At 51.2% G+C, this 21188-nt stretch carries 15 protein-coding genes and 1 tRNA gene; 11 read left to right on the top strand and 5 right to left on the bottom strand.

Features of this window, described 5'->3' with window-relative positions; genetic code table 11:
* The first annotated feature begins 138 nt into the window (after window positions 1-138).
* The 4 genes from AC2215_RS18660 to AC2215_RS18645 all read left to right on the top strand — a co-directional run bounded on the left by AC2215_RS18660 (window position 139) and on the right by AC2215_RS18645 (window position 7066).
* Entirely contained in the window at window positions 139-2331 is a 2193-nt protein-coding gene (locus tag AC2215_RS18660; RefSeq protein ID WP_486811509.1) for a peptidoglycan DD-metalloendopeptidase family protein, read from the top strand.
* Window positions 2332-2822: 491 nt separating this feature from the next.
* Window positions 2823-3797 carry an ABC transporter ATP-binding protein gene (locus AC2215_RS18655; protein WP_486811508.1) on the top strand — a complete coding sequence of 325 codons (975 nt, stop codon included), beginning with the start codon at window positions 2823-2825 and terminating at the stop codon, window positions 3795-3797.
* A 293-nt stretch (window positions 3798-4090) separates the two neighbouring features.
* Window positions 4091-5686 carry an NAD(P)H-quinone oxidoreductase subunit N gene (locus tag AC2215_RS18650; RefSeq protein WP_486811507.1) on the top strand — a complete coding sequence of 532 codons (1596 nt, stop codon included), beginning with the start codon at window positions 4091-4093 and terminating at the stop codon, window positions 5684-5686.
* Window positions 5687-5899: 213 nt separating this feature from the next.
* Window positions 5900-7066, top strand: a complete 1167-nt coding sequence (locus AC2215_RS18645; RefSeq protein ID WP_486811506.1) for a tetratricopeptide repeat protein — start codon at window positions 5900-5902, stop codon at window positions 7064-7066.
* A 201-nt stretch (window positions 7067-7267) separates the two neighbouring features.
* On the opposite strand, the gene AC2215_RS18640 is transcribed toward AC2215_RS18645, so the two are convergent.
* Window positions 7268-8248: a heme o synthase gene (locus tag AC2215_RS18640; protein WP_486811505.1), complete on the bottom strand. Its 981-nt coding sequence runs from the start codon at window positions 8246-8248 to the stop codon at window positions 7268-7270.
* A 221-nt stretch (window positions 8249-8469) separates the two neighbouring features.
* Window positions 8470-9408 carry a COX15/CtaA family protein gene (locus tag AC2215_RS18635; RefSeq protein WP_486811504.1) on the bottom strand — a complete coding sequence of 313 codons (939 nt, stop codon included), beginning with the start codon at window positions 9406-9408 and terminating at the stop codon, window positions 8470-8472.
* Between the two features lie 690 nt (window positions 9409-10098).
* Between AC2215_RS18635 and AC2215_RS18630 the strand changes: the two genes are divergently transcribed.
* The 5 genes from AC2215_RS18630 to AC2215_RS18610 all read left to right on the top strand — a co-directional run bounded on the left by AC2215_RS18630 (window position 10099) and on the right by AC2215_RS18610 (window position 15338).
* Window positions 10099-11085, top strand: a complete 987-nt coding sequence (locus AC2215_RS18630) for a cytochrome c oxidase subunit II (protein WP_486811503.1) — start codon at window positions 10099-10101, stop codon at window positions 11083-11085.
* 34 nt (window positions 11086-11119) lie between these two features.
* Window positions 11120-12799 (top strand): cytochrome c oxidase subunit I, encoded by a 1680-nt coding sequence (ctaD, locus tag AC2215_RS18625; protein ID WP_486811502.1) that lies wholly within the window; start codon window positions 11120-11122, stop codon window positions 12797-12799.
* 93 nt (window positions 12800-12892) lie between these two features.
* Complete coding sequence (locus AC2215_RS18620) at window positions 12893-13516, top strand: cytochrome c oxidase subunit 3 (protein ID WP_486811501.1); 624 nt, start codon at window positions 12893-12895, stop codon at window positions 13514-13516.
* Window positions 13517-13696: 180 nt separating this feature from the next.
* Window positions 13697-14593, top strand: a complete 897-nt coding sequence (locus AC2215_RS18615; RefSeq protein WP_486811500.1) for a hypothetical protein — start codon at window positions 13697-13699, stop codon at window positions 14591-14593.
* A 49-nt stretch (window positions 14594-14642) separates the two neighbouring features.
* Window positions 14643-15338 carry a tetratricopeptide repeat protein gene (locus AC2215_RS18610; RefSeq protein WP_486811499.1) on the top strand — a complete coding sequence of 232 codons (696 nt, stop codon included), beginning with the start codon at window positions 14643-14645 and terminating at the stop codon, window positions 15336-15338.
* A 388-nt stretch (window positions 15339-15726) separates the two neighbouring features.
* Here the strand turns inward: AC2215_RS18610 and AC2215_RS18605 are convergent.
* Window positions 15727-15799 (bottom strand) — tRNA-His (locus AC2215_RS18605).
* A 122-nt stretch (window positions 15800-15921) separates the two neighbouring features.
* On the opposite strand from AC2215_RS18605, the gene AC2215_RS18600 reads away from it, so the two are divergent.
* Complete coding sequence (locus AC2215_RS18600; protein WP_486811498.1) at window positions 15922-17367, top strand: PP2C family protein-serine/threonine phosphatase; 1446 nt, start codon at window positions 15922-15924, stop codon at window positions 17365-17367.
* A gap of 228 nt (window positions 17368-17595) precedes the next feature.
* Entirely contained in the window at window positions 17596-19218 is a 1623-nt protein-coding gene (locus AC2215_RS18595; protein WP_486811497.1) for a B12-binding domain-containing radical SAM protein, read from the top strand.
* On the opposite strand, the gene AC2215_RS18590 is transcribed toward AC2215_RS18595, so the two are convergent.
* Together AC2215_RS18590 and tnpC are read right to left on the bottom strand one after the other, a co-directional pair.
* Window positions 19215-19547 (bottom strand): hypothetical protein, encoded by a 333-nt coding sequence (locus AC2215_RS18590; protein ID WP_486811496.1) that lies wholly within the window; start codon window positions 19545-19547, stop codon window positions 19215-19217. The two genes, AC2215_RS18595 and AC2215_RS18590, sit on opposite strands and share 4 nt — an antisense overlap.
* Before the next feature lie 12 nt (window positions 19548-19559).
* Window positions 19560-21014: an IS66 family transposase gene (gene tnpC, locus AC2215_RS18585; RefSeq protein WP_486811495.1), complete on the bottom strand. Its 1455-nt coding sequence runs from the start codon at window positions 21012-21014 to the stop codon at window positions 19560-19562.
* Between the last annotated feature and the right edge of the window lie 174 nt (window positions 21015-21188).

Genomic DNA, 21188 nt, shown 5'->3' with positions numbered 1-21188 from the left:
AAGCAGGGTACTCTTTCCTAAGCGTCTTGACCGTCAGCGATCGAGATCGGCATAAAGCGTGATTTTCATCACTGAATAGGTTTATCAGCTACTCAAGCTAAGGGACTGCTAATCACTGGTTACTAGGAGGTCGTTTTTTTGAAACGAGTATTCCCGAATCAAGTCAATCTTGCTCCTGAGTGCGAAGCAGATGCAAACGCAACCGCAGGACTTATCAAGCCATCCAACGTAGAAGGACACCGTCGGGTTTGTTCTTCCGTCGCCAAAATCGGATTGGCCATTTCGGTGGGAGCATCGAGCCTCCTATTGCCCGGACAAAGCAATTCAGCCGTAGCAGCCGATCGAGACGGGGCTAAGTCACCCACGACTTTCGCTTCGGCAAAGGAGAAAGCTGCGTCGAATGAGGCGAAATCCGCTGGCGAGTCCACCAACATCGCTTCGACTGCCAATCTTCCCAACTCGTCTCATACCGTAGTCAGCGGTGAAACGTTGTGGCAGCTCGCTCAGATCTACCAAGTCGATGCCACTGCTATTGCCCAAGCCAATGGAATCTCTGTCGGAGCCACCGTTGAAACCGGGCAGGTGCTCTACATTCCATCCGCACAAGAGGCAGCGTCTGGATTCGATCTCGCAGAACCCACGATCGCCAGTCCGGCATCGGGTGAAGAGCTCGCAGCTCGAACCCCAGCGAACTTCAAGCTCTCGAAGCAACTAACCCAAGCAGCTCCCGAAGTCAATCGAACCGCAACGCCATCCGCTTTACTCTCCGAAATCGAGAAGAAAGCCGCTGTCCCCACAGCCGATTTAGAATCGACTCGACGTCAAGACATTTCGCAGCAAAAGGTTGTACCTTCTATTTCCGAGAACCAACAGACAGCTTCTCTGAATTTAGAAACGGATAAGCCGACAGGCCGATCGGATAAAACCTTCTCTTCAGTGGCGTCTGAAGCCGTTCACCCCAAGGTTAGAAGCCGCCTGAATGCTGCCGTTCACCGAGTGAGGGATGGGGAAACCATCTATGAAATCGCTCAACAATACAACATCTCTGCCAAAGAGTTAGCCAATCTTAACGGTTTGAGCGACCCGAGCTTCATTAGAGTCGGTCAACAAATCGATATTCCCCCAGGAGCCACACTCAAACCCCAAACCTCCCTGACGGTGTTTGGTAACACAGTGACCTCCAAATCTTCCGATTTAGAGGCAGGCGTACCTCGTATCTCGCTGCCAGAGGATCGTGCCAATTCGGCGACTATCGAATTAGCATGGGTCGATCCTTCTCGGGCCACCGATACAGATACAACCTCCTTGCCCAATTTGGTCGTCAGCCAAGCCATCAAATCCGTCGATGAATCTGAAACTGAATCAGATTCTTGGATGGCTGCGGGTCAGAGAACTCCCGAAACGGCCCGCCGTTTGGCTGCCAAACTCAAGCCCGGTTCTGGAAACCAAGCGAGCGCCAACACCGATAACAGCGAATATGTTGAGGAATTAAGAGCTGGAATCGATAAACTCCGCGCTAAGCATCGCGTGAGTCCCGAGCGCAACGCCAACGAGTCGGTCACTGAAACGGTTGCAGCCGTGTCAGCCGAAGAATCTATTTCTTCGGCACGCATCAACCCGGAATTTGCTCCCGAACAGCATACGGCTGCGTTGCAAACTGAAGGTTTGCAGCCTTGGAGTCAGTCTCGCATCGATGTTGGAGCGGCTGAGGAAGCAGAAGAATTCGTCATGGCCGCGACTCTGTCGGAAGAGATCGTAGAAGACAGCAAAGTTGTCCTCGATCGAGTGTCTGACGAGGACAGTTCTGAAGTTGCCGTCGCTCCCATGGGTAGCAACAATTACGCTCCCATCGGCGCACCGCGCATGGTTTCTCCGGAACTACCGAGCTTGTCGGCTCCTCAAGCCTATCTGCCGAAAGTCGCTCCTGGAACCTTTTCTCCTGGCAGCCATGACTTTAACGGCACTTATATCTGGCCCGCTCAAGGGGAACTATCCTCGGGTTACGGTTGGCGTTGGGGTCGGATGCACCAAGGCATCGATATTGCCGGTCCCGTAGGCACTCCGATCGTTGCTGCCGCACCGGGCGTTGTCACCTACTCTCGCTGGAACTCCGGCGGTTACGGTAACTTGGTGGAAATCACCCACCCCGATGGCTCGATCACCTTATACGCCCACAACAGTCGCTTGTTGGTCAACGAAGGTGAAGAAGTCGAGCAGGGTCAGCAAATTGCGGAAATGGGTAGCACTGGCTTCAGTACCGGTCCCCACCTTCACTTCGAGCTTCATTCTGCCGGAGCCGGCGCGATCGATCCGATCGCGTACTTACAGTAAAGTTTCCTACCAGGTTTGGAGTGCGGTGTGAGGAGTGAACAGTCAATATCGGTGGAAAGGGAGTAATTCGGCTCCCTCCTAGATATCGAGCGTACTTTAAACCGCTTAGATGGGAAATAACTTGTTGCAGATCCCTAGACACAGCGTAACTTTTCTGATGCGATCGCCAAGTCCAGCATTTGAGATCGAGACGTTTGACCGGGCAAGACGTTTTGGGAAAAGATACTCGAATCTTGCCAATCGGGTCGCCTTAACCTCGGTTATCTGTGTTTTAGTTCCCCGAGCGGGGCGATCGGACGATCGACTAATTCGTCTGCGAAGCAACCCAAAAAGCCTCAGTCACTTCGATTGCTGCGAGAATCTCGAGCGATCTGTGGGAGAGAGCGTGCAAAATCTTGCTAGAATAGCCAGGAATCAACCTTGGCGCTCGATTCATTGGAAAGCTCCTAAATCGAGCAGTCGAAGTTAAAATCGAACGGTTGACATCGGGTATGGAAGCAGTTCCGACGGCTCGAACGACAGCACCCACTCGACCGATCGCGGTATGGGTTTCAAACCTGTGTAAGGTTTATCGAACGGGCTTTTGGCTAAATCAAAAAGTAGAATCTCTCAAGGGCTGTTCCCTCAGCGTTTGGGAAGGAGAAACCTTTGGGTTGCTCGGTCCTAACGGCGCGGGAAAAACAACTCTGCTCAAGATTCTCTTAGGTATCGTTCGCCCCACGGAAGGGGGTGGACAGTTACTAGGCATTCCCCTGGGGGATCGCTCCTCGAAGCAGCGGGTGGGGTATTTGCCGGAAAATCCCTACTTTTACGATTACCTCACGGCATGGGAGTTTTTGCAGTTTGTCGCCGGATTATTTGAGATTCCTGCATCAGAGCAGCGGCAGCGCATTCCCCAATTGCTAGATTTGGTGGGTTTAGCCCGAACCACCGCCCGAAAAAAGCCCCTGCGACAGTACTCGAAAGGAATGTTGCAACGGGTGGGTATGGCTCAAGCTTTAATCAACGATCCCGAAATCGTCTTTCTCGACGAACCCATGTCCGGACTCGATCCCATGGGACGCTACCAAATGCGGCAAATCATTTTGTGGCTCAAAGAGCAAGGGAAAACAATATTTTTTAACAGTCACGTCTTAGCCGACGTTGAGAAAATTTGCGATCGGGTGGCAATTCTCATCAAAGGAGAACTCGTTTGTCTGGGTTCGCTTAACGAACTGCTCGGAGGTACTCAACGCTATCAAGTCAAGGGTTGGGGAGGACAAATCGAGGTCTTGAAAGAATGGGTTCCCAATCTGACGATCGAATTAGACGGTTGGCAAGGGCATTTGCGAGGCTCCCCTGAAGATTTTCTGGCGAGTTTGCGCCTGATGGATGCTCAGTTGATTTCCCTGAGTTTAACTCGCCCCAGTTTGGAAGAATTTTTTATGGAAAAAATGCGCGTCTATGGCGTGGGTGCAAGTCAGTAGGCATCTGGTGAATCAGGGTGAAGGGGGAACGGGGAAAGGGAGAAGAAATTCATGACTGAATCATAGCTCTCGATTTCATATTTTGTTTCTGGAGAGGTCGAGTCGTTAAAATGTCGTGGATGGACTGCCGAGTCAGAACCCAGTTTGAGGTAAAATTCGTAACAGATTATGAACTGGCAAGCCACCTCAAAGGCGAAGAGTCAGCGCGCGATCGCTGCTGGCTGGTAGGCTAAAAGAGCCTGTCACGATCTGCCGTTCGAGATAATTTTATCGAAAGATTTTATTGAAAGCCTATGGATGTTGCCAATCTTGCCTCCCAGCTCAATGCAGGGACGATTTTGCCAGAGGGAATAGTCATCGTTACTCTGCTGGCCGTTTTAGGGGTAGATTTGATTGTGGGGCGGACCTCCTCGCGCTTGACTCCCTATATTTCGATCGCCGGCTTGCTCGCTGCGGTCGTTGCCCTGGCTTTTCAATGGGATAATACGCAATCTCTCGCGTTTCTGGGGGCATTTAACGGCGATGCCCTGAGCATCATGTTTCGTGGGATTATTGCCCTTTCCACCGCCGTGACGATTTCGATTTCCGTGCGCTACGTGGAAAAAAGCGGCACGTCTCTGGCCGAATTTATTGGTATTCTCCTCACCGCCACCTTGGGCGGAATGTTCCTCGCGGGAGCCAACGAACTCGTCACGATTTTTGTCTCCCTCGAAACCCTGAGTATCTCCTCGTATCTACTCACCGGGTATATGAAACGGGACTCCCGCTCCAACGAAGCCGCTCTCAAGTATTTGTTAATCGGAGCGTCGAGTTCGGCGGTGTTCCTGTATGGGGTATCTCTGCTCTACGGACTGTCTGGCGGCGAAACCCAACTCGATAAAATCGCAGCTGGGATCGTGAGTGGAGAGACCAGTTCCTCCATCGGGTTGGCGATCGCACTGGTGTTCGCCATTACCGGAATCGCCTTCAAAATTTCTGCCGTTCCCTTCCACCAATGGACTCCCGACGTTTACGAAGGTTCGCCCACGCCGGTGGTAGCCTTCCTCTCCGTGGGTTCTAAAGCCGCCGGATTTGCCCTCGCCATTCGCCTGCTGACAACCGCCTTCGATCCCGTGAGCGATCGCTGGCATTTCGTGTTCACCGCTTTGGCCATTCTGAGTATGGTCTTGGGAAATGCCGTAGCCCTAGCGCAAACGAGCATGAAGCGGATGCTAGCCTACTCCTCCATCGGTCAAGCCGGATTTGTGATTATCGGTCTGCTAGCGGGTACGGAAGCCGGGTATTCGAGCATGGTGTTTTACCTGTTCGTTTACTTGTTTATGAACCTCGGTGGTTTTGCCTGCGTGATTCTCTTCTCCCTGCGTACGGGAACCGATAAGATTAGCGAGTATGCCGGACTGTACCAGAAAGATCCCCTGCTGACGCTGGGGCTGAGTCTTTCGCTACTCTCCTTGGGTGGAATTCCTCCCCTTGCCGGCTTCTTCGGGAAAATCTATCTATTTTGGGCCGGTTGGCAGGTTGGGCTTTACGGACTGGTCTTGATTGGATTGGTGACGAGCGTGGTGTCGATTTACTACTACATCCGCGTCGTCAAAATGATGGTGGTCAAAGAGCCGCAGGAAATGTCCGAATCCGTGAAAAACTACCCGGAAATTCGCTGGAATTTGCCGGGGATGCGGCCTTTGCAAGTCGGGTTAGTGCTGTCGTTAATCGGTACGTCTCTGGCTGGAATTCTCTCAAATCCCCTGCTAACGATCGCCAACGATTCCGTCGATCGCTCTACCGTGCTGCAATCGTCTTTAAATCCGAGTCAACCCATCGCCACCTTAGTCGAAGGCGAGACGGATGATGCCGTCTCGAATCCTCAAACCAATATCGGTCTCGAGTAAAAGAGTAAAACGCTCTCAAAACCCCCCTTCATTCTTCTGTCCCAAACGGGTAACCCGGCTTCTGCGAGGAGTCGGGTTTTTCAAGGAAGATTTTTCCGCGTTCGATCCCCGGGGGATAAAAGAACCCAAGAAGGGAACTTCCAGCCTTCCATTTTGTTCGCTAAGATCGACGGAAGAAAAAAGACGATCGCCTCCATCTTTCAGAGTAACCAGATGCAAAAGCTTACCCTATTCGCCAGTTTCCTTTACATGGTTGGACTGACAACCTTTTTAGGTTCTGCTCAGGCTCGGGGCACGATCGACGATCCCGATTTGGCAGAGGCATTCCCAACAGCCGCTGTCCTTCCCATTCCCGAATGGGAACTCACGCAAAATAAACCCCAAGTCAATAACAACAGCGACCCAGATGTGAACGATTTACTCGTTCGAGGTCGGGAATTGGTCGATGCGGGAGAGTACGGGGAAGCTTTGGGAATTTTTGAAGAAGCCGCAACCCTCGATGACAGTAACGCCCGCATTTTTTCCACGATCGGTTATCTCCAAAGCAGCCAGGAAAACTTTTCTGCGGCCGTGGATGCCTACGAAAAAGCGATCGCCCTGGAAGAGAATAATGCCGAGTTTCACTATGCTCTGGCTTACGCCCTCGCGAAGCTGGAACGATACGATGAGGCGGCTCGGGCTTACGAGCAGACGACCCAAATTAATGACGAACGGGTGAATGCCTACTTGGGCTTGGGGGTGGTGAGACTGCGGCAGGAGAAATACGAAGATGCTCTCGGGGCATTTCAGGAGGTTGTTGCCCGCGAACCGGAAAATTGGAAAGTGTTAGAGTCCATCGGTTCGGTTTTAATCCAACTCGAACGCTACCCCGACGCGATCGCCGCCCTCGAGAAAGCAGCGGGACTCGCCCCCAATTCCGGCACCGTACAACTGAATCTCGGGTATGCCCTGTTTAATACCGGCGATCGAGAAGCCGGATTAGCAGCTTTTGAAAGAGCAGCCCGACTTGAACGGGATAATGGAGAGCTATTCCTGCAACTGGGGGATTTTTACAAGTCGGTGGGGAATATCGATCGCGCTTTGGAATACTATCGTCAAGCAGAGCGGGTTCAACCGGATTTAAGCGAGGCTCAGGCAGAGATTGGTGAAATTCTGCTCGATCGCGGCAAGTTTTTAGAGGCGATCGTTGCCCTGCGTCAAGCCACCGAACGCCTGCCGAATCATGCCGATGCCCATTACAACATGGGACGGGCGCTTGTCGGTCGAGAGCGAGAAGATGAGGCGATCGAATTCTTTGAAAAGGCACTGGAACTGTACCGACGACAGGATAATTCTGAAGGGGTCGATCGAGCCCAGACCAGACTCGACGAACTCGATTGAGGGAGAAACGAACGGACAACGGACAATTCCGAATCATACAAGCTAGATACGCGAAAGGATAAGGAATCAATATCAATAATTCCTTATCCTTTTGCCTGTTTGGAAGAGAGGTCTGTTGGGTTGGCAACGATCTCCCCAGGCGAGCGTTGCCCCTCATACTGGCTTGACGGTCAATTATCGGGGGTTCAACGGAATGGGAGCTTACATCAGTCCCGTTAAACCCACAAAAGTCTGCCAGCCATCAGCGGCAATTTCCGTCAGCTGGTGAGCGAACGGGAGACTATCCACCACCATTCCGACACAGAGCAGCATCAGGTAGAGAATCGAATATTTAAACAGCGATCGAGCTGCATCGCGATCGTCTGGAGATTTCCACAATTCCCAGGCTTTGCGGGCAAAAATCCATCCCAATCCCAGGGCAATAGCGAGGTAAACCAAACCGCACGCCCCCAAGGGATAAACCATCAGAACCGTCGTCGGTAACATTAACAGGGTGTAGAGCCAAATTTGCTTGCTCGTTTCTTCATTCCCCTCAATCACCGGCAGCATCGGCACTTCCACTTCGGCATATTCATCGCGAATGTAAATTGCCAAGGCCCAGAAATGGGGAGGCGTCCAGAGAAAGACGATAATAAACAACATCCAAGCGCCCCAGCTCAAATCCCCGGTGACGGCAGCCCAACCCACCAGGGGAGGAATCGCCCCAGCCGCGCCGCCAATGACGATATTTTGAGTGGTGTGGCGCTTGAGCCAGTGGGTGTAGACGAGGACGTAGAAGACGATCCCCGACATTGCCAGGATCGCCGCGAGCAGGTTGGCGGATAGGGTGAGGAGGGTAAACGCACAGACTGCCAGGGCAATAGCAAAGAGAAGGGCATCCCGAGGCTGGACGCGCCCGGAGGGTAGGGGGCGATGGCGGGTGCGTTCCATCACGTAGTCGATATCGCGATCGTACAGGCAGTTGATGACGTTGGCAGAAGCCGCAGAGAGTGCCCCACCGGTCATCGTCGCCAAAAACAGCCAGGGATCGATTTTCCCTTTGGCCGCAACCCACATCCCCGCAGCGGTGGTAATCAGAAGCAGAATAATAATCCGAGGCTTGGTCAGTTGATAGTAACTTTCGAGAACTTGGAAAGCATTCTCGTGATGTCGTTGCGTAGTTGGACTGGCAAGATGTTGCATGAATTTCTCGTCCTCTCGTAAAAGGCAATCGCGCGACGCTACGATGGCGCGATCGATTCGTAAGTTCTTCAAAGGGGTTAGTTGCAAAAGTTGCGGGTCGATAGGTTTACCCCAGAGGGAGTTGGTGCGCGATCGCGGTGCAAAATCAGACTGCGCCCGAACCAATGTAGATTTCAACCAAAAAAAAGACTCACCCATTCAGGCTTCAAATTCAGCCCGAACTAAGCCTTCTCGATGGCAGGGGCTAAGTCATCGCGCATCGCCAAGATGGTAAATGAAACCAAACTCCCCAGTAATAGCGCCCCGACAGTTTGATGGGCGACGGTGAGGGGTTCCACTTGCAGGTGCAGGTAGAATGTGGCAACCCCTAAGGCAATTTGGGCGACTAAGAGGCCCCCAGATAAATAAGCGATTTTGCGCAGCATTGGGTGCAGTCCCGGCGTGCGCCAAGCCCCTACTACCAAAACGAGAATCGCCAGGGTGGGGAGAACGACGCCGGCAATATGCCCGTTCATCACCGTACAAAGCTGCTGGTTGCCAAAGCATTGGTGCAAGGCCCATCGAGACGCCACCAATCCCCCCAACAGGCTTTGGAGGTAGACCAAAATCGCCCCCGTTCCACTCACCCAACCCAATCGACGGGCCGTTCCGGTACCTTGATAGGGAGTTAGGATTAAACCCACCACCAGCACGACGAGAAACAGCAGTAACGCCGTTCCCAGATGAGCGGTGACGATATCGAATCGCAGCAGTTGGGTGACCGTCAGTGCCCCCAAAATGCCTTGAAAAACGATGGTTCCGAGGATGCCGATAGCGGCAAAGGGCAGCCAGCGAGGAATTTCGCGCCGAAACCACCCGCATAGACCGACAAGACCCATTGCCATCAAGCCAATGGCCGCAGCGTCGAGGCGATGGAACCACTCGAGAAAGACTTGCAGGTTCATCTGCTGGGTGGGAACGAGTTCCCCATAGCACAAAGGCCAATCCGGACAGGCTAACCCGGCATTCATCACCCGTGTGGCACTGCCCACAGCCATCAAAATCAGGATGGCGATCGCCATTTTCCAAATCAAGCCCCGGATGAAAGGCAGGGGTTGAAAGCGACCGTCGGAATTGACGTTTTTGGGAGAGTTGGACGAACGGAGAATTGAGTTTGCCATATGCAACAAAAGTTCATAAAAGCAGAGTCGCTACCGATCGATAAATTTGAGGATCGATCGGGGGATTTTTGGGGATGATATGTTTACATTAAAGGGTCACAGCCGGAGAACTGTCTTGCTTTAGCAATGTTTTAAGATTGCCTTAGGGATGCGAAATCAGCACCCGATAGCATTTACAAAAGTTTGCACTTTGAGTGTATCCTTGAAAATTGCCAGATCGAAGAGACGATCCAAAAAAAAAACTAAAGATTTCTCCGGTCAGTTCACCGAACCCACAACCTGCTCTACCTTGGTAAGTGTGGAAAACCACGAGAGCGAGGGGTAAATGCTTCGGATGCGACGAAGGTAACTCATGACTCGAGAGCGAAGCGCCAACTCGATCGAGCTTCTCCCATTCTTTGGGAAGAAATCTAGCCGAATCTGGGTAAATTTACGGTTGATTTCGAGCAAAATCAACCGATATTTATCCTAAAAGCCATCGGCTAAAATATAGCGGGTCGAAATTAAATATCCCGTAATTTTATCTCGTCAATTCTTAACAAGAATTGGCGAAAAAAACGGACGATTCAAACGTCAAATTAATACTTGACGCGCTCGCATCTCAAACCCACCCCCGTTTGGGACGACATCGAAAAAACACCATCACCCTTACTCCCCCAAATCCGAAACCTCCTAGAGGAGAAATGTAACGTGAAAATCCCAACTGCTATTATCACCATGCTATTTGGCGTGGTCATTACCCTAGTTAGCCTGTGGTACGGTCAAAACAACGGTTGGATGCCAATTGCCGCCTCCCAGGAAGCCCCTTTGGTGGATGGATTGTTCGATACAATGATGACCATCGCCACCGGTTTATTTTTACTGGTTGAAGGGGCGATCGTTATTGCCATTTTTCGATTTCGCCAACAGCCCGGAGACAATACCGACGGCCCAGCCATTGAAGGAAACTTGCCCCTCGAAATTCTCTGGACGGGGATTCCGGTGATTATCGTCGTGGGTCTGTCGATCTACAGCTTTGAAGTGTATAACACCATGGGCGGTCTCGATCCCATGGCTGCGGGCGACCACCACGGGGTTAAAGTGGCCGCCGCACCGGATGCCCAAATTTCCGGGCTGCTTCCTGGGGAAACTCAAGCCCAACCCGATCGAGTGGCCGTCGGTGTGGGAGCCTCCCCCGACAGCGAAGGACAACCCGCTGATGTTGAAGTCGACGTGTTAGGCTTGCAGTTTGCTTGGATCTTTACCTATCCCCAAAGCGGTATCGTCTCCGGTGAGCTCCATATTCCTGCCGGTAAAGAAGTCCAGCTCAATATTAAAGCCCAAGATGTCCTCCATGCCTTCTGGGTACCCCAATTCCGCCTCAAGCAGGATGCCATCCCCGGACGCACCGTCGAACTGCGCTTCAAGCCAGAAGTTCCCGGAACCTATCCCATCGTCTGCGCCGAACTGTGCGGGTCCTATCACGGGGCAATGCGGTCTCAGACGATCGTCGAAACGCCAGAAGATTACGACGCATGGTTGCAGTCTCAGATTGCCAGTAAAGATGCTGGCGAGAATACCGTCGCCATGGTTCCCGAGACCCTCTCCCAAACCGATCGCCTTGCCCTACGCACGACAGATTTGGGAGTAGACGATCGCACCCTAGCCCAACTGCACCCTATGGGTCACCACCACTAACCCCAGACATAAAATTCATTACTGAAATTCAGTTATGACAGCAACATCATTACAACCTGACGCGAAGCCTCAAGGTCATTCCCACCCGGAAAAATGGCGTTGGATCGACTATTTCACCTTCAACACCGACCATAAGGTGATCGGAATTCAATATCTGGTTACCAGCTTCATTTTCTACCTGATCGGTGGGGTGATGGCCACGGCAATCCGCACGGAACTAGCCACCCCCAACCCTGACCTTTTGGGATTTGAGAACTATAACGGCGTACTCACCCTCCACGGGACGATTATGATTTTCCTGTGGATCGTGCCGGCGGGAACCGGGGCGTTTGCCAACTATCTCATTCCCCTAATGATCGGGGCGAAGGATATGGCATTTCCCCGATTGAATGCCGTTGCCTTTTGGATGGTTCCCCCTGGCGGGATTCTGCTGCTTTCGAGCTTGCTCATCGAAACCCCCGGCGCGGGTTGGACGTCCTATCCTCCCCTGAGTACCATGAGCGGTCAAGTGGGGCAGATGATTTGGATTCTTAGCGTCCTGGTTCTGGGAACCTCCTCGATTTTGGGGGCGCTCAACTTCCTCACCACCCTGCTGACGATGCGCATCAAGGACATGACGTTCTTCGATATGCCCTTGTTCTGCTGGGCGATGCTAGCCACCTCGGCACTGGTTCTGATTTCAACTCCCGTGCTGGCCGGGGCGCTGATTTTGCTCAGTTTCGACCTGATTGCCGGGACGGCGTTTTTCAATCCCACCGGTGGCGGCGATCCGATCGTCTACCAGCATTTATTCTGGTTCTATTCCCACCCGGCGGTGTACATCATGATTTTGCCGATGTTCGGCATGATTTCCGACATTCTGCCCGTCCACGCCCGCAAGCCGATTTTCGGCTATACGGCGATCGCCTATTCGAGTTTGGCCATTTCTTTTTTGGGATTGATCGTCTGGGCGCACCATATGTTCACCAGCGGGACTCCCGGCTGGCTGCGGATGTTCTTTATGATTGCCACCATGGCGATCGCCGTTCCTACGGGAATTAAGGTCTTTAGCTGGGTGGCGACGATTTGGCGGGGCAAAATACGCCTCAATACGCCCATGCTGTTTGCCATCGGTTTTGTCGCCCTGTTTCTCATCGGTGGACTCAGTGGCGTGATGCTGGCTTCGGTGCCCTTCGATATCCACGTTCACGATACCTATTTCATCGTCGCCCACTTCCACTACGTCCTGTTTGGTGGTAGCGTCACCGGAATCTATGCTGGAATCTACCACTGGTACCCCAAAATGACCGGGCGGATGTTTAACGAAACCTGGGGCAAGGTTCACTTCGTCCTCCATTTCGTCGGGTTTAACCTCTGCTTCTTCCCGATGCATATTTTGGGGCTGCAAGGGATGCCGCGCCGGGTGGTGCAGTACGATCCCGAATTTGCCACTATTAATATGGTGTGTACCGTCGGGTCAATTCTCTTGGCGTTCTCGACGATTCCCTTTATCATTAATGCCGTCTGGAGTTGGTTTTACGGTCCCAAAGCCGCGGCAAACCCTTGGCGCGCTTTAACCCTGGAGTGGCAAACCACCTCTCCTCCGGCGATCGAGAACTTCGACGAGGAACCGGTTCTCTGGTCGGGGCCCTATGAATACGGCATTGATGTCGAAGCTGAGGGAGATGATAAATCGGTAGACGAACTCTTGGCAGAAGTGAAAGCGGAAATGTAATCGATCGTCCTTTGCCATCTCCCGACGAAATCCTACCGGGGATGGGTGAAGGGCGAACCCAACCCAACACAGATCGTAGGAACGAGAATATCTATGCAAGGTTCAGCAATCGATCCATCTAAAACCGAACTCAACTACCACCACGCCGAAGATACGGCCACTGGTCACGAAGAACATCCAGACCATCGACTGACAGGAATTTACCTGTTTCTGGTGGCGGAATCGATGATTTTCCTGGGCTTGTTTGCGGCCTATTTAACTTTTCGGTTGGTAACTCCCGTTTGGCCGCCGGAAGGCACGCCAGAAATGGAATTAATGCTGCCGGGAATTAACACCGTGATTCTGATTTCCAGCAGTTTCGTGATGAACCAAGGCAACCGCGCCATCAAACAAAATAACGTTGCCGGACTGCGATTGTGGTTTGGGTTGACGGCTGTGATGGGGGCAATTTTCTTAGCCGGTCAAGGCTACGAATACGCCCACACGGGATTCGGGTTAACGACCAACTTGTTTACCAGTACGTTTTACGTTCTCACTGGTTTTCACGGTTTGCACGTTTGCTTCGGATTTTCGTTAATTGTTGCGGTTCTACTGCGGTCTCTCAAAGCCGATCGCTATTCTGCCCAAGAGCATTTTGGTGTGGAAGCGGCAGAAATCTACTGGCACTTCGTCGATGTCGTTTGGATCGTGTTATTCGGCATTTTGTATTTGTTGTAGAATTTGTTGGAACGCAACAAAATATAGAACAGTTATTTAATTCGATCGAACTCGATCGATTTTAAGAATTGACTGTTTTTTGAGTGCGATCGGGGTAATTTAAAGAATTGCCCCGATCTTTAAATTTTACTCATATAATCTCAGATAAACTCAAAATTTTAATGAATATTCAAATTAAAGATGGAATCTGATTTTCTCAAAGCTGCAGATCGAGGTCGAAGTCGTTTTAAAGACTATGCCTTAGCGTTACTCTTCATCGTTCTTGGACTACTTGGATTAATTGTTATTTTTAGTTTAGTTGTTGTTATTTATCGTGTCGCCTTTGGACTGCCCCTCGATGAGTTTAGTTTTTCAGAAATTTCCTGTTCGAATAAATTGTTATTTGCGATTGGCGTTTATGTTTGTCTGGCTTTAATTATCTTGTTAATAACCTTTAAAATCCACAAGCGACATCCTCAGACGCTCATCAATACCCGCTCAAAGATTCGCGTTAAGCGAATACTATTTGGATTTACCCTATGGTTGTTAATTCGGGCATTGTCGTCCTTAGTTTTTTCTTTGCTTTATCCCGAGCGTTATTCTTTTGTCGGTTTCTCAACAACTGATTTTCATATTGTTAGTTGGGGATTGGTTTTCTGTTTTTCTGCATCCCTATTGATTTCAGTTTTAGTTGCGTATACTTTGCAAGCTCTGAATCAACTCGTTCGAGATTCACTCTTGTCGATCGTCTACTTCATTTTACCAATCGCCGCAATTGTTATATTTACGAGCGATAACTTCCAAGTCTTATTATTTTTATTGGGAATTTTAAATTTTCTATTTTTTGTGTGGATGATTTTACAAGAAGAAGGAATCGAGTTAAATATCGGTTGGTTGATGGCGAACGCATTTTATGTTAACTTCTGCGTGAGTTCGAAAAGCGAGGGTGGAAATCCTCTTTTAGCTGAATGTCCATCTTTTGTGGTCGCGGGTTCCCTACCAGAAATCATTGGGTTTTTAGTTCCGATCGCTCAAATTGGGATATTTTATTATGTATTTATGCTCGATCGAGGGCGCAATCGAACCGGTGTGAATTAAATCCGAACCTAGCCGAAATTGAAGATGCAAGTTACACCGAGAGAAAACCGTGGTAGAACATTCGCAACCGGACAAAAATCGCGATCCCTCGGAAGAGATGAACTCCCCGAACGGTTCTAGGAAAATTGCTGAATCTTCAGAAGAGAGCGATCGGGCCATTCAGTTTCACCAGCAGTCCGTCGAGATTGCTCGAAATATCGGCGATCGCCACGAAGAAGCGGTTTCTTTGACGAAATTAAGCCAAGTTTACCGAGATAGAAACGAGTATCCTAAAGCCATCGAATGCGATCGAGCGGCGATCGAGATTTGGCAAACCCTCCAAAACCCAGAAGAAGAAGCTAAAACCTGGCAAAATTTAGCCACAGCGTACTACGAAACTCAGCAATCTGCCCAAATCGTGCAGTGCTACGATCGCTTAATTCAAATTTACCGAGCCACCAACCAGAAACAAAAAGAAGCCCAAGCAGCGATCGCCCTCGGGAGATTATGCCAAGAAATGGGCAAATTTAGAGAAGGAATGGCGCTAATTAATGCCGGCAATCAAATCCTCGCCGATATCGGCGCCCCCCTAGATGCCTGGCAGATTCCGCCCTGGGCGAAATCGATGGTGCAATTTGCCCGTCGGGGATGGTTTCAGTTCGGATTGTGCTGCATTGCTGGGGCAGTAGCCTTTCCCTTTGCCTTGGTAGGGTTTCTCGCCCTATTTCTGTGGCGGTTTCTGCGGGCCTCGGTGCGGCGTTTTTAGGAGTTGGGAATTTTAGTGAGTTTGAGTGTTTTCGATCGCCCGCATCGACTCTCAGAGTTTAGGGCGTGTCATCCGTTATAGCAGTCGCCATATCGGTTAGGGCACAAGTGACTGTGGGCTTCGGCGGCTTCGGGAGCATCGCTTGCTTTCGGGGGAAAGACCACGGGTTAATTTCACAATTGTCCGGCGTTGTCCTAACCGCCCTGGCGGTTGCTATCAATCAAGAAGCCTTATGGATAAGGATTCAAGCAGGATTGGCTAACAAATGTAAAATCCTCACGGGGAATACATCTCACCCGACAAATCTCTCACCCTAATTTAATGGAGATTTTAATTTCGGTACCGAGCGGGGTTTCAGACCGGAGGTCTGAAATCTATTCTGTAAAAGGGCGAACGACGGGAGTCGAACCCGCGAATGGTGGAACCACAATCCACTGCCTTAACCACTTGGCTACGCCCGCCATTAGAACGTCACTCTATCATAACATAAGGTGTGAAACTTAACGACTCAATCTCGATCGACTCGATCGCGATCGCCGAGTAGGTGCTAACAATAGAGGTTAGCGAACGCGATAGATGCAACATGGACGAATCGGATCGAGTCGGAGAATCTCCCCAGGCGGAGTTAGAGCGGTTGCGCCAGGAGGTGGCGTGGCTGCGGCAAGAGAAGGCGGCGTTCCTGGCTCAACGAGAATTGCTTGAGGGATTGGTGGCGATGGCGCGTTCCCCGACCCACGACGGGGGGGTTCTCAAAGCGGCGTTGCAGAAAACCCTGGATTTAGCCACCGATTTGACCGAATCGGAACGGGGAAGCCTATTTTTACTCGATGCCATGGGTCGAGTCACCGACGGAATTCTCGATCGCCAGCGGGGTCAAGTGAGCGAGCGAGATCGGCAAAGTCTCGTCGGCAAAGTTCTCAAAAAGGGACTGGCGGGTTGGGTGAGCCAGCATCGAACATTAGGACTGGTGAAGGATACGCAAACCGACGATCGCTGGTTGGATTTACCCGACGGACCCTATCAAGCGAGATCGGTTCTCACGGTTCCCATCCTCCGGGGAGGTGAGTTGTTGGGGATTTTGACGCTGTTGCACTCCCAACCCGATCGATTCAGCCAGGAGGCGGCAACCCTGATGCAAGCCACGGCCGATCGCATGGCCCTGGTACTCGATAATGCCGACCTCTACAACCAACTCGATGCCTATTCTAAAGCCCTCGATCGAGAACTGGAAAAAGGTCGGCAGATTCAAATTGATTTTCTACCCGGAGAAATTCCCCAACCCCCCAATTGGGAAATTGCCGCCTGCTTTCATCCAGCCCAACAAGTTGCGGGAGACTTTTACGATGTGTTTCCCTTAGATGATTCGATCGGGTTTGTGGTTGCTGATGTTTGCGATAAAGGGGTGGGTGCGGCGCTTTTTATGGCATTATTTCGCAGCCTAATTCGGGTTTTTTCCGGACAAACGCAGCTTCAGGGTTTATCGATCGAAGCGGAGGATGAGGATATGGCAAATCATAACTTCAAAACGACCTCTAAACCACCCTCTAAGCATCAATGCAAAGCCTTGCAAGCGGTCAGAATGACGAATAATTATATTGCCCAAAATCACTGGCAACTCAGTATGTTTGCTACTCTATTTTTTGGCATTCTCGATCCGAGAACGGGGTTACTTTGTTACGTCAACGGCGGACACGAACCTCCGACCATAATCCGCGAGACGGGGGAAAAACTCCAACTGGCTCCCACTGGACCAGCGGTCGGTGTGATGCCCGACGCTGCTTTCAAAAGCGATCGCGTCACCCTACAACCGGGAGACTTACTCTTTGGGTATACCGATGGGGTAACGGAGGCGAAAAATATGGAGGGAGAGTTATTTAATCGCCAGCGCTTGTTATCTTTTCTCGATATACCGGTGAATTCAGCTTCGGAGTTGCTCGATTGCATCGAATCTCACTTATTTCAATATATCGATGATGCTCCTCAATTCGACGATATTACTATGTTATCGATTCGGAGGACAAGAGAGTAGCGATAGAGTGAAGTCTCAAAGAACGGCAAATTATCAATTTAATCGGTTGTAATTAGATGGATTGATACTCTAATTTTTAAAATCTCAAAATAAATATTTGATATCTTATGTTTAAAAATAAAGTAGGTCGTTTCGCGTTCTCTCATTAAATACATTAAGCTAAAACTTTTCAAACGGTTCGTCTGACAACGATCGTCAGACTTTCAAAATTCGCTATTTCCCCATTTTATGAGTGCCAATCCCTTCCACGCCGAACGTTTGCTATTCGCACCCGCATCCCCCGATATCGATGCAATTCCTACCATTTTTGCCTTTCCCAACGAGTACGGCATCGGCATCACCAGCCTCGGCTATCAGGTGGTTTGGGCGACTTTGGCGTTGCGATCTGATGTGGACGTACGCCGCTTGTTTACCGATACCCACGAACCTCTACCCTCACAGCCGGAGTTGCTGGGGTTTTCCCTCTCCTGGGAACTGGACTACGGCAATTTGCTGGAATTGCTGGAACGGCTAAACGTGCCGATTCGCAGCGATCGCCGGGATGAAGGACACCCGATCGTCTTTGGTGGCGGGCCGGTGTTGACGGCGAACCCGGAACCCTTTGCAGATTTCTTCGATGTGATTTTGCTGGGGGATGGGGAGAATTTGCTGGGGGATTTCATCGAGGCGTACAAGGAAGTGCGGGGAAAAAGCCGATCGCATCTGCTGCGTGAGTTGGCGCGGGTTCCGGGGGTGTACGTTCCCAGTTTGTACCGCGTCACCTACCACAGTCCCACGGAGGCGATCGCATCGATTACTCCCATTGACGCGGATATTCGAGATCGCGTTGCCAAACAAACCTATCGGGGAAACACCCTCTCCGCCTCTACGGTGGTGACGGAAAAAGCGGCCTGGCCGGATATCTATATGGTGGAGGTGGTGCGTAGCTGTCCGGAAATGTGCCGCTTCTGTCTGGCGAGTTATCTGACGCTGCCGTTTCGGACGGCAAGTTTGGAGGCATCGCTGATTCCGGCGATCGAACGGGGGTTGGAGAAGAGCGATCGCATTGGCTTGTTGGGGGCCTCAATTACTCAGCATCCAGAGTTCGAGGCGTTGCTGGACTATCTGGGACAGGATAAGTACGATGGGGTGCGTCTGAGTATTGCCTCCGTCCGCACGAATACCGTCACTCCCAAGCTGGCGGGGGTTCTCAGCCGACGGGATACGCGATCGATTACGATTGCCGTGGAAAGCGGTTCGGAACGGGTGCGGCGGATCGTGAATAAGAAGCTGGAAACTGACGAAATCGCGCAGGCGGCGATTGCGGCGAAGGCTGGGGGATTGAAGGCCCTCAAACTCTACGGAATGGTAGGAATTCCGGGGGAGGAAGCGGAGGACGTGGGAGATACGATCGCGATGATGAAAACCCTGAAAAAAGCCGCACCGGGGTTGCGTCTGACGCTGGGATGCAGTACCTTCGTCCCCAAATCCCACACGCCGTTTCAATGGTTTGGAGTCAATCCCGATGCGCGCAAGCGATTGAAGCGATTGGAGAAAGAATTGCGATCGAACGGCATCGATTTTCGACCGGAAAGCTATAACTGGTCTGCGATTCAGGCGCTGATTTCGCGAGGCGATCGGCGGTTATCGCGGGTGTTGGAGTTGGTGCGGCATTACGGCGATTCGATCGGTTCTTACAAGCGCGCGTTTAAGGAGTTGAAAGGGGAAGTGCCAACCTTGGATTTCTACGTCCATACCGATTATCCCCCGGAGCAGATTTTACCCTGGCATCACATCGATGGGCCGCTTCGAGTGGAGACGTTGCAAAAGCATCTCGCCGATGCGATGGCGTATTTTCCTTCAGGGGGCTAGAGGCGATCGATCGCCTCTTTCAACAATGCAACGACAGTATCGATGCCCGCAGGTGGCGCAGGACATCGGGCGAGAACTTCTGCATCTCCAAGGACATTGCGTAGTGCTTTCATGGGTGCCCCAGCTTCGACGATGGCTTGTAGTTCGGCAATACCGCGATTGGGTTCTCCCAATGCGACAGTATACAATGCTCGAACCGATCGCTCCCAAACATTATCATTTTGACAGAGTACCAACCCTTTTTGCCATTCTCGATGGGCAGCTTCGAGATTTCCCTGAAGGGCAAACACTAAACCCAGGTGTAAGCATTCAGGTATTGGGGTTGACAAACCCCTCCATGCTCAGTTGAACCTGGGAATCAGGGATAACTGCCCCGAGTGACCCCCCACGGTTTCTGAGAGCGCACGACCGAAAAACTCGATCGCCGAGCGACCGCTCGCGCGACAGGATTCAATAGCACTGAGCAACGTTGCCGTTCGGCGAAATCCTTCCCAAGAACGAGAGCCACCAGCCACTTTGCGCTTGGTCACTGCCAGACGCAAGGATCGTTCGGCACGATTATTATCCGGTGGGACTTGGGGGTGGTCGAGGAAATACCACCATTGATAAGATTTTTGCTTCAAAGACTTCAATAACAAGCCCGCAGCATGACCGGCCTGGTGCCACCAAGCCTCAATCGCCTGTGCGATGCGCTCCTTGAAAGAGGTAGCCCAACTGGTGTAAGTAAGTTCGTCACCGGTCTCGCGCCACTGACGGTGTTGGTTGAAGGCCTCGTCAATCAAATTGAGAAATGCCCTCGCCAAGGGTTTCTGATGGGGTCCTTTCAAAGTTTCTACCTGCTTGAAGTGTCGTCGCAGATGAGCCAGACATTTTTGCTGAGCCGTGACTTGATAGCCGTTGTAGACGCTGAAATCATCTGAGATGAGAACTCCAGCAAAACTAGTACCGAGTAGGTATTCGAGTTCTGCTCGCGACCGGGTGTCTCCGGCATGGAACAGGCTATACCCCACTCCCGAAATCACCCACAGCCATTCTTTGACTCCATTGACTAACCACGGCGACTCGTCAGCATGAACGTGAGACTGATTCTTGACCCACTCTTTCAATTCTTCCACGGGTGAACTCACTGCCACTGCTACCCGGCGAGTCGTCGCTTCGAGAGTTCCCAGACCCACCTCAATTTTCCCGAACTCTCGCAACCACTCTTGTTGTTTGGCGTAGGATAAGTGAGCGTAATGTCCCAACCACGCGAGCATTCCTTGAAGGTTTGCCGATAAATCTAGACCCGGAATGATGTTCTCGGGCAACTTCCCGGCTGTTTGAGTTCCACAGTGCTGACACACTCGTCGTACTTGGCGGTACTCGACAATTTCGATGGGACGTTCCACCAGTTGGGCGACTACGTAGCAACGAGAGGATGCGCCACTCTCTTCAAAGTGGTGGCCCCCACACAGTTCACAAGCTATCGGTTCGACGACCTCGTAGCGGTCTATTCGTCCAAATCCCTTTCGGGTTTTTCCTTTGTGTCCGGGTTGTCCCCCAGGTTGACGTTTTGAAGTGTCCGACAAATTGGACTCACTCGCTGACTTTTTTTCCGAGCGTTTGATGAGGTCGCTCGACGGTGGCTTCGATGAGGTTTGGCTGTCTTTGTCTAACTGCCCTTGAAGCCGTTCAACTTTTGCGATGAGTTCTTCGAGTAATTTTTGTTGCCGCAGCACCAGCTCCACCAGAACCGATTTCGGCATCTGTTCTAGGTCTTCTCGCGTCGGGGGAATGGCTGGTAGCTGCTCAATCATTCTTCTACGCTACCTGGGTTTTCCCAATTGTCAACCCCTCCACCTGAATGCTTACATTTTTATTTATTATATTTGGCTTTACAAACATTATATTGATAAGCTTATTAATATTAATTGTCTATCATTTAGAATCTTACTGGCGCTTAGTATTAATATTATTAATTTTACCTATAT

It is taken from the genome of Zarconia sp. (assembly GCF_057467645.1).
Note: the sequence above shows the minus strand (reverse complement) of the source record. Positions and strands in the feature narration are given on the sequence as shown.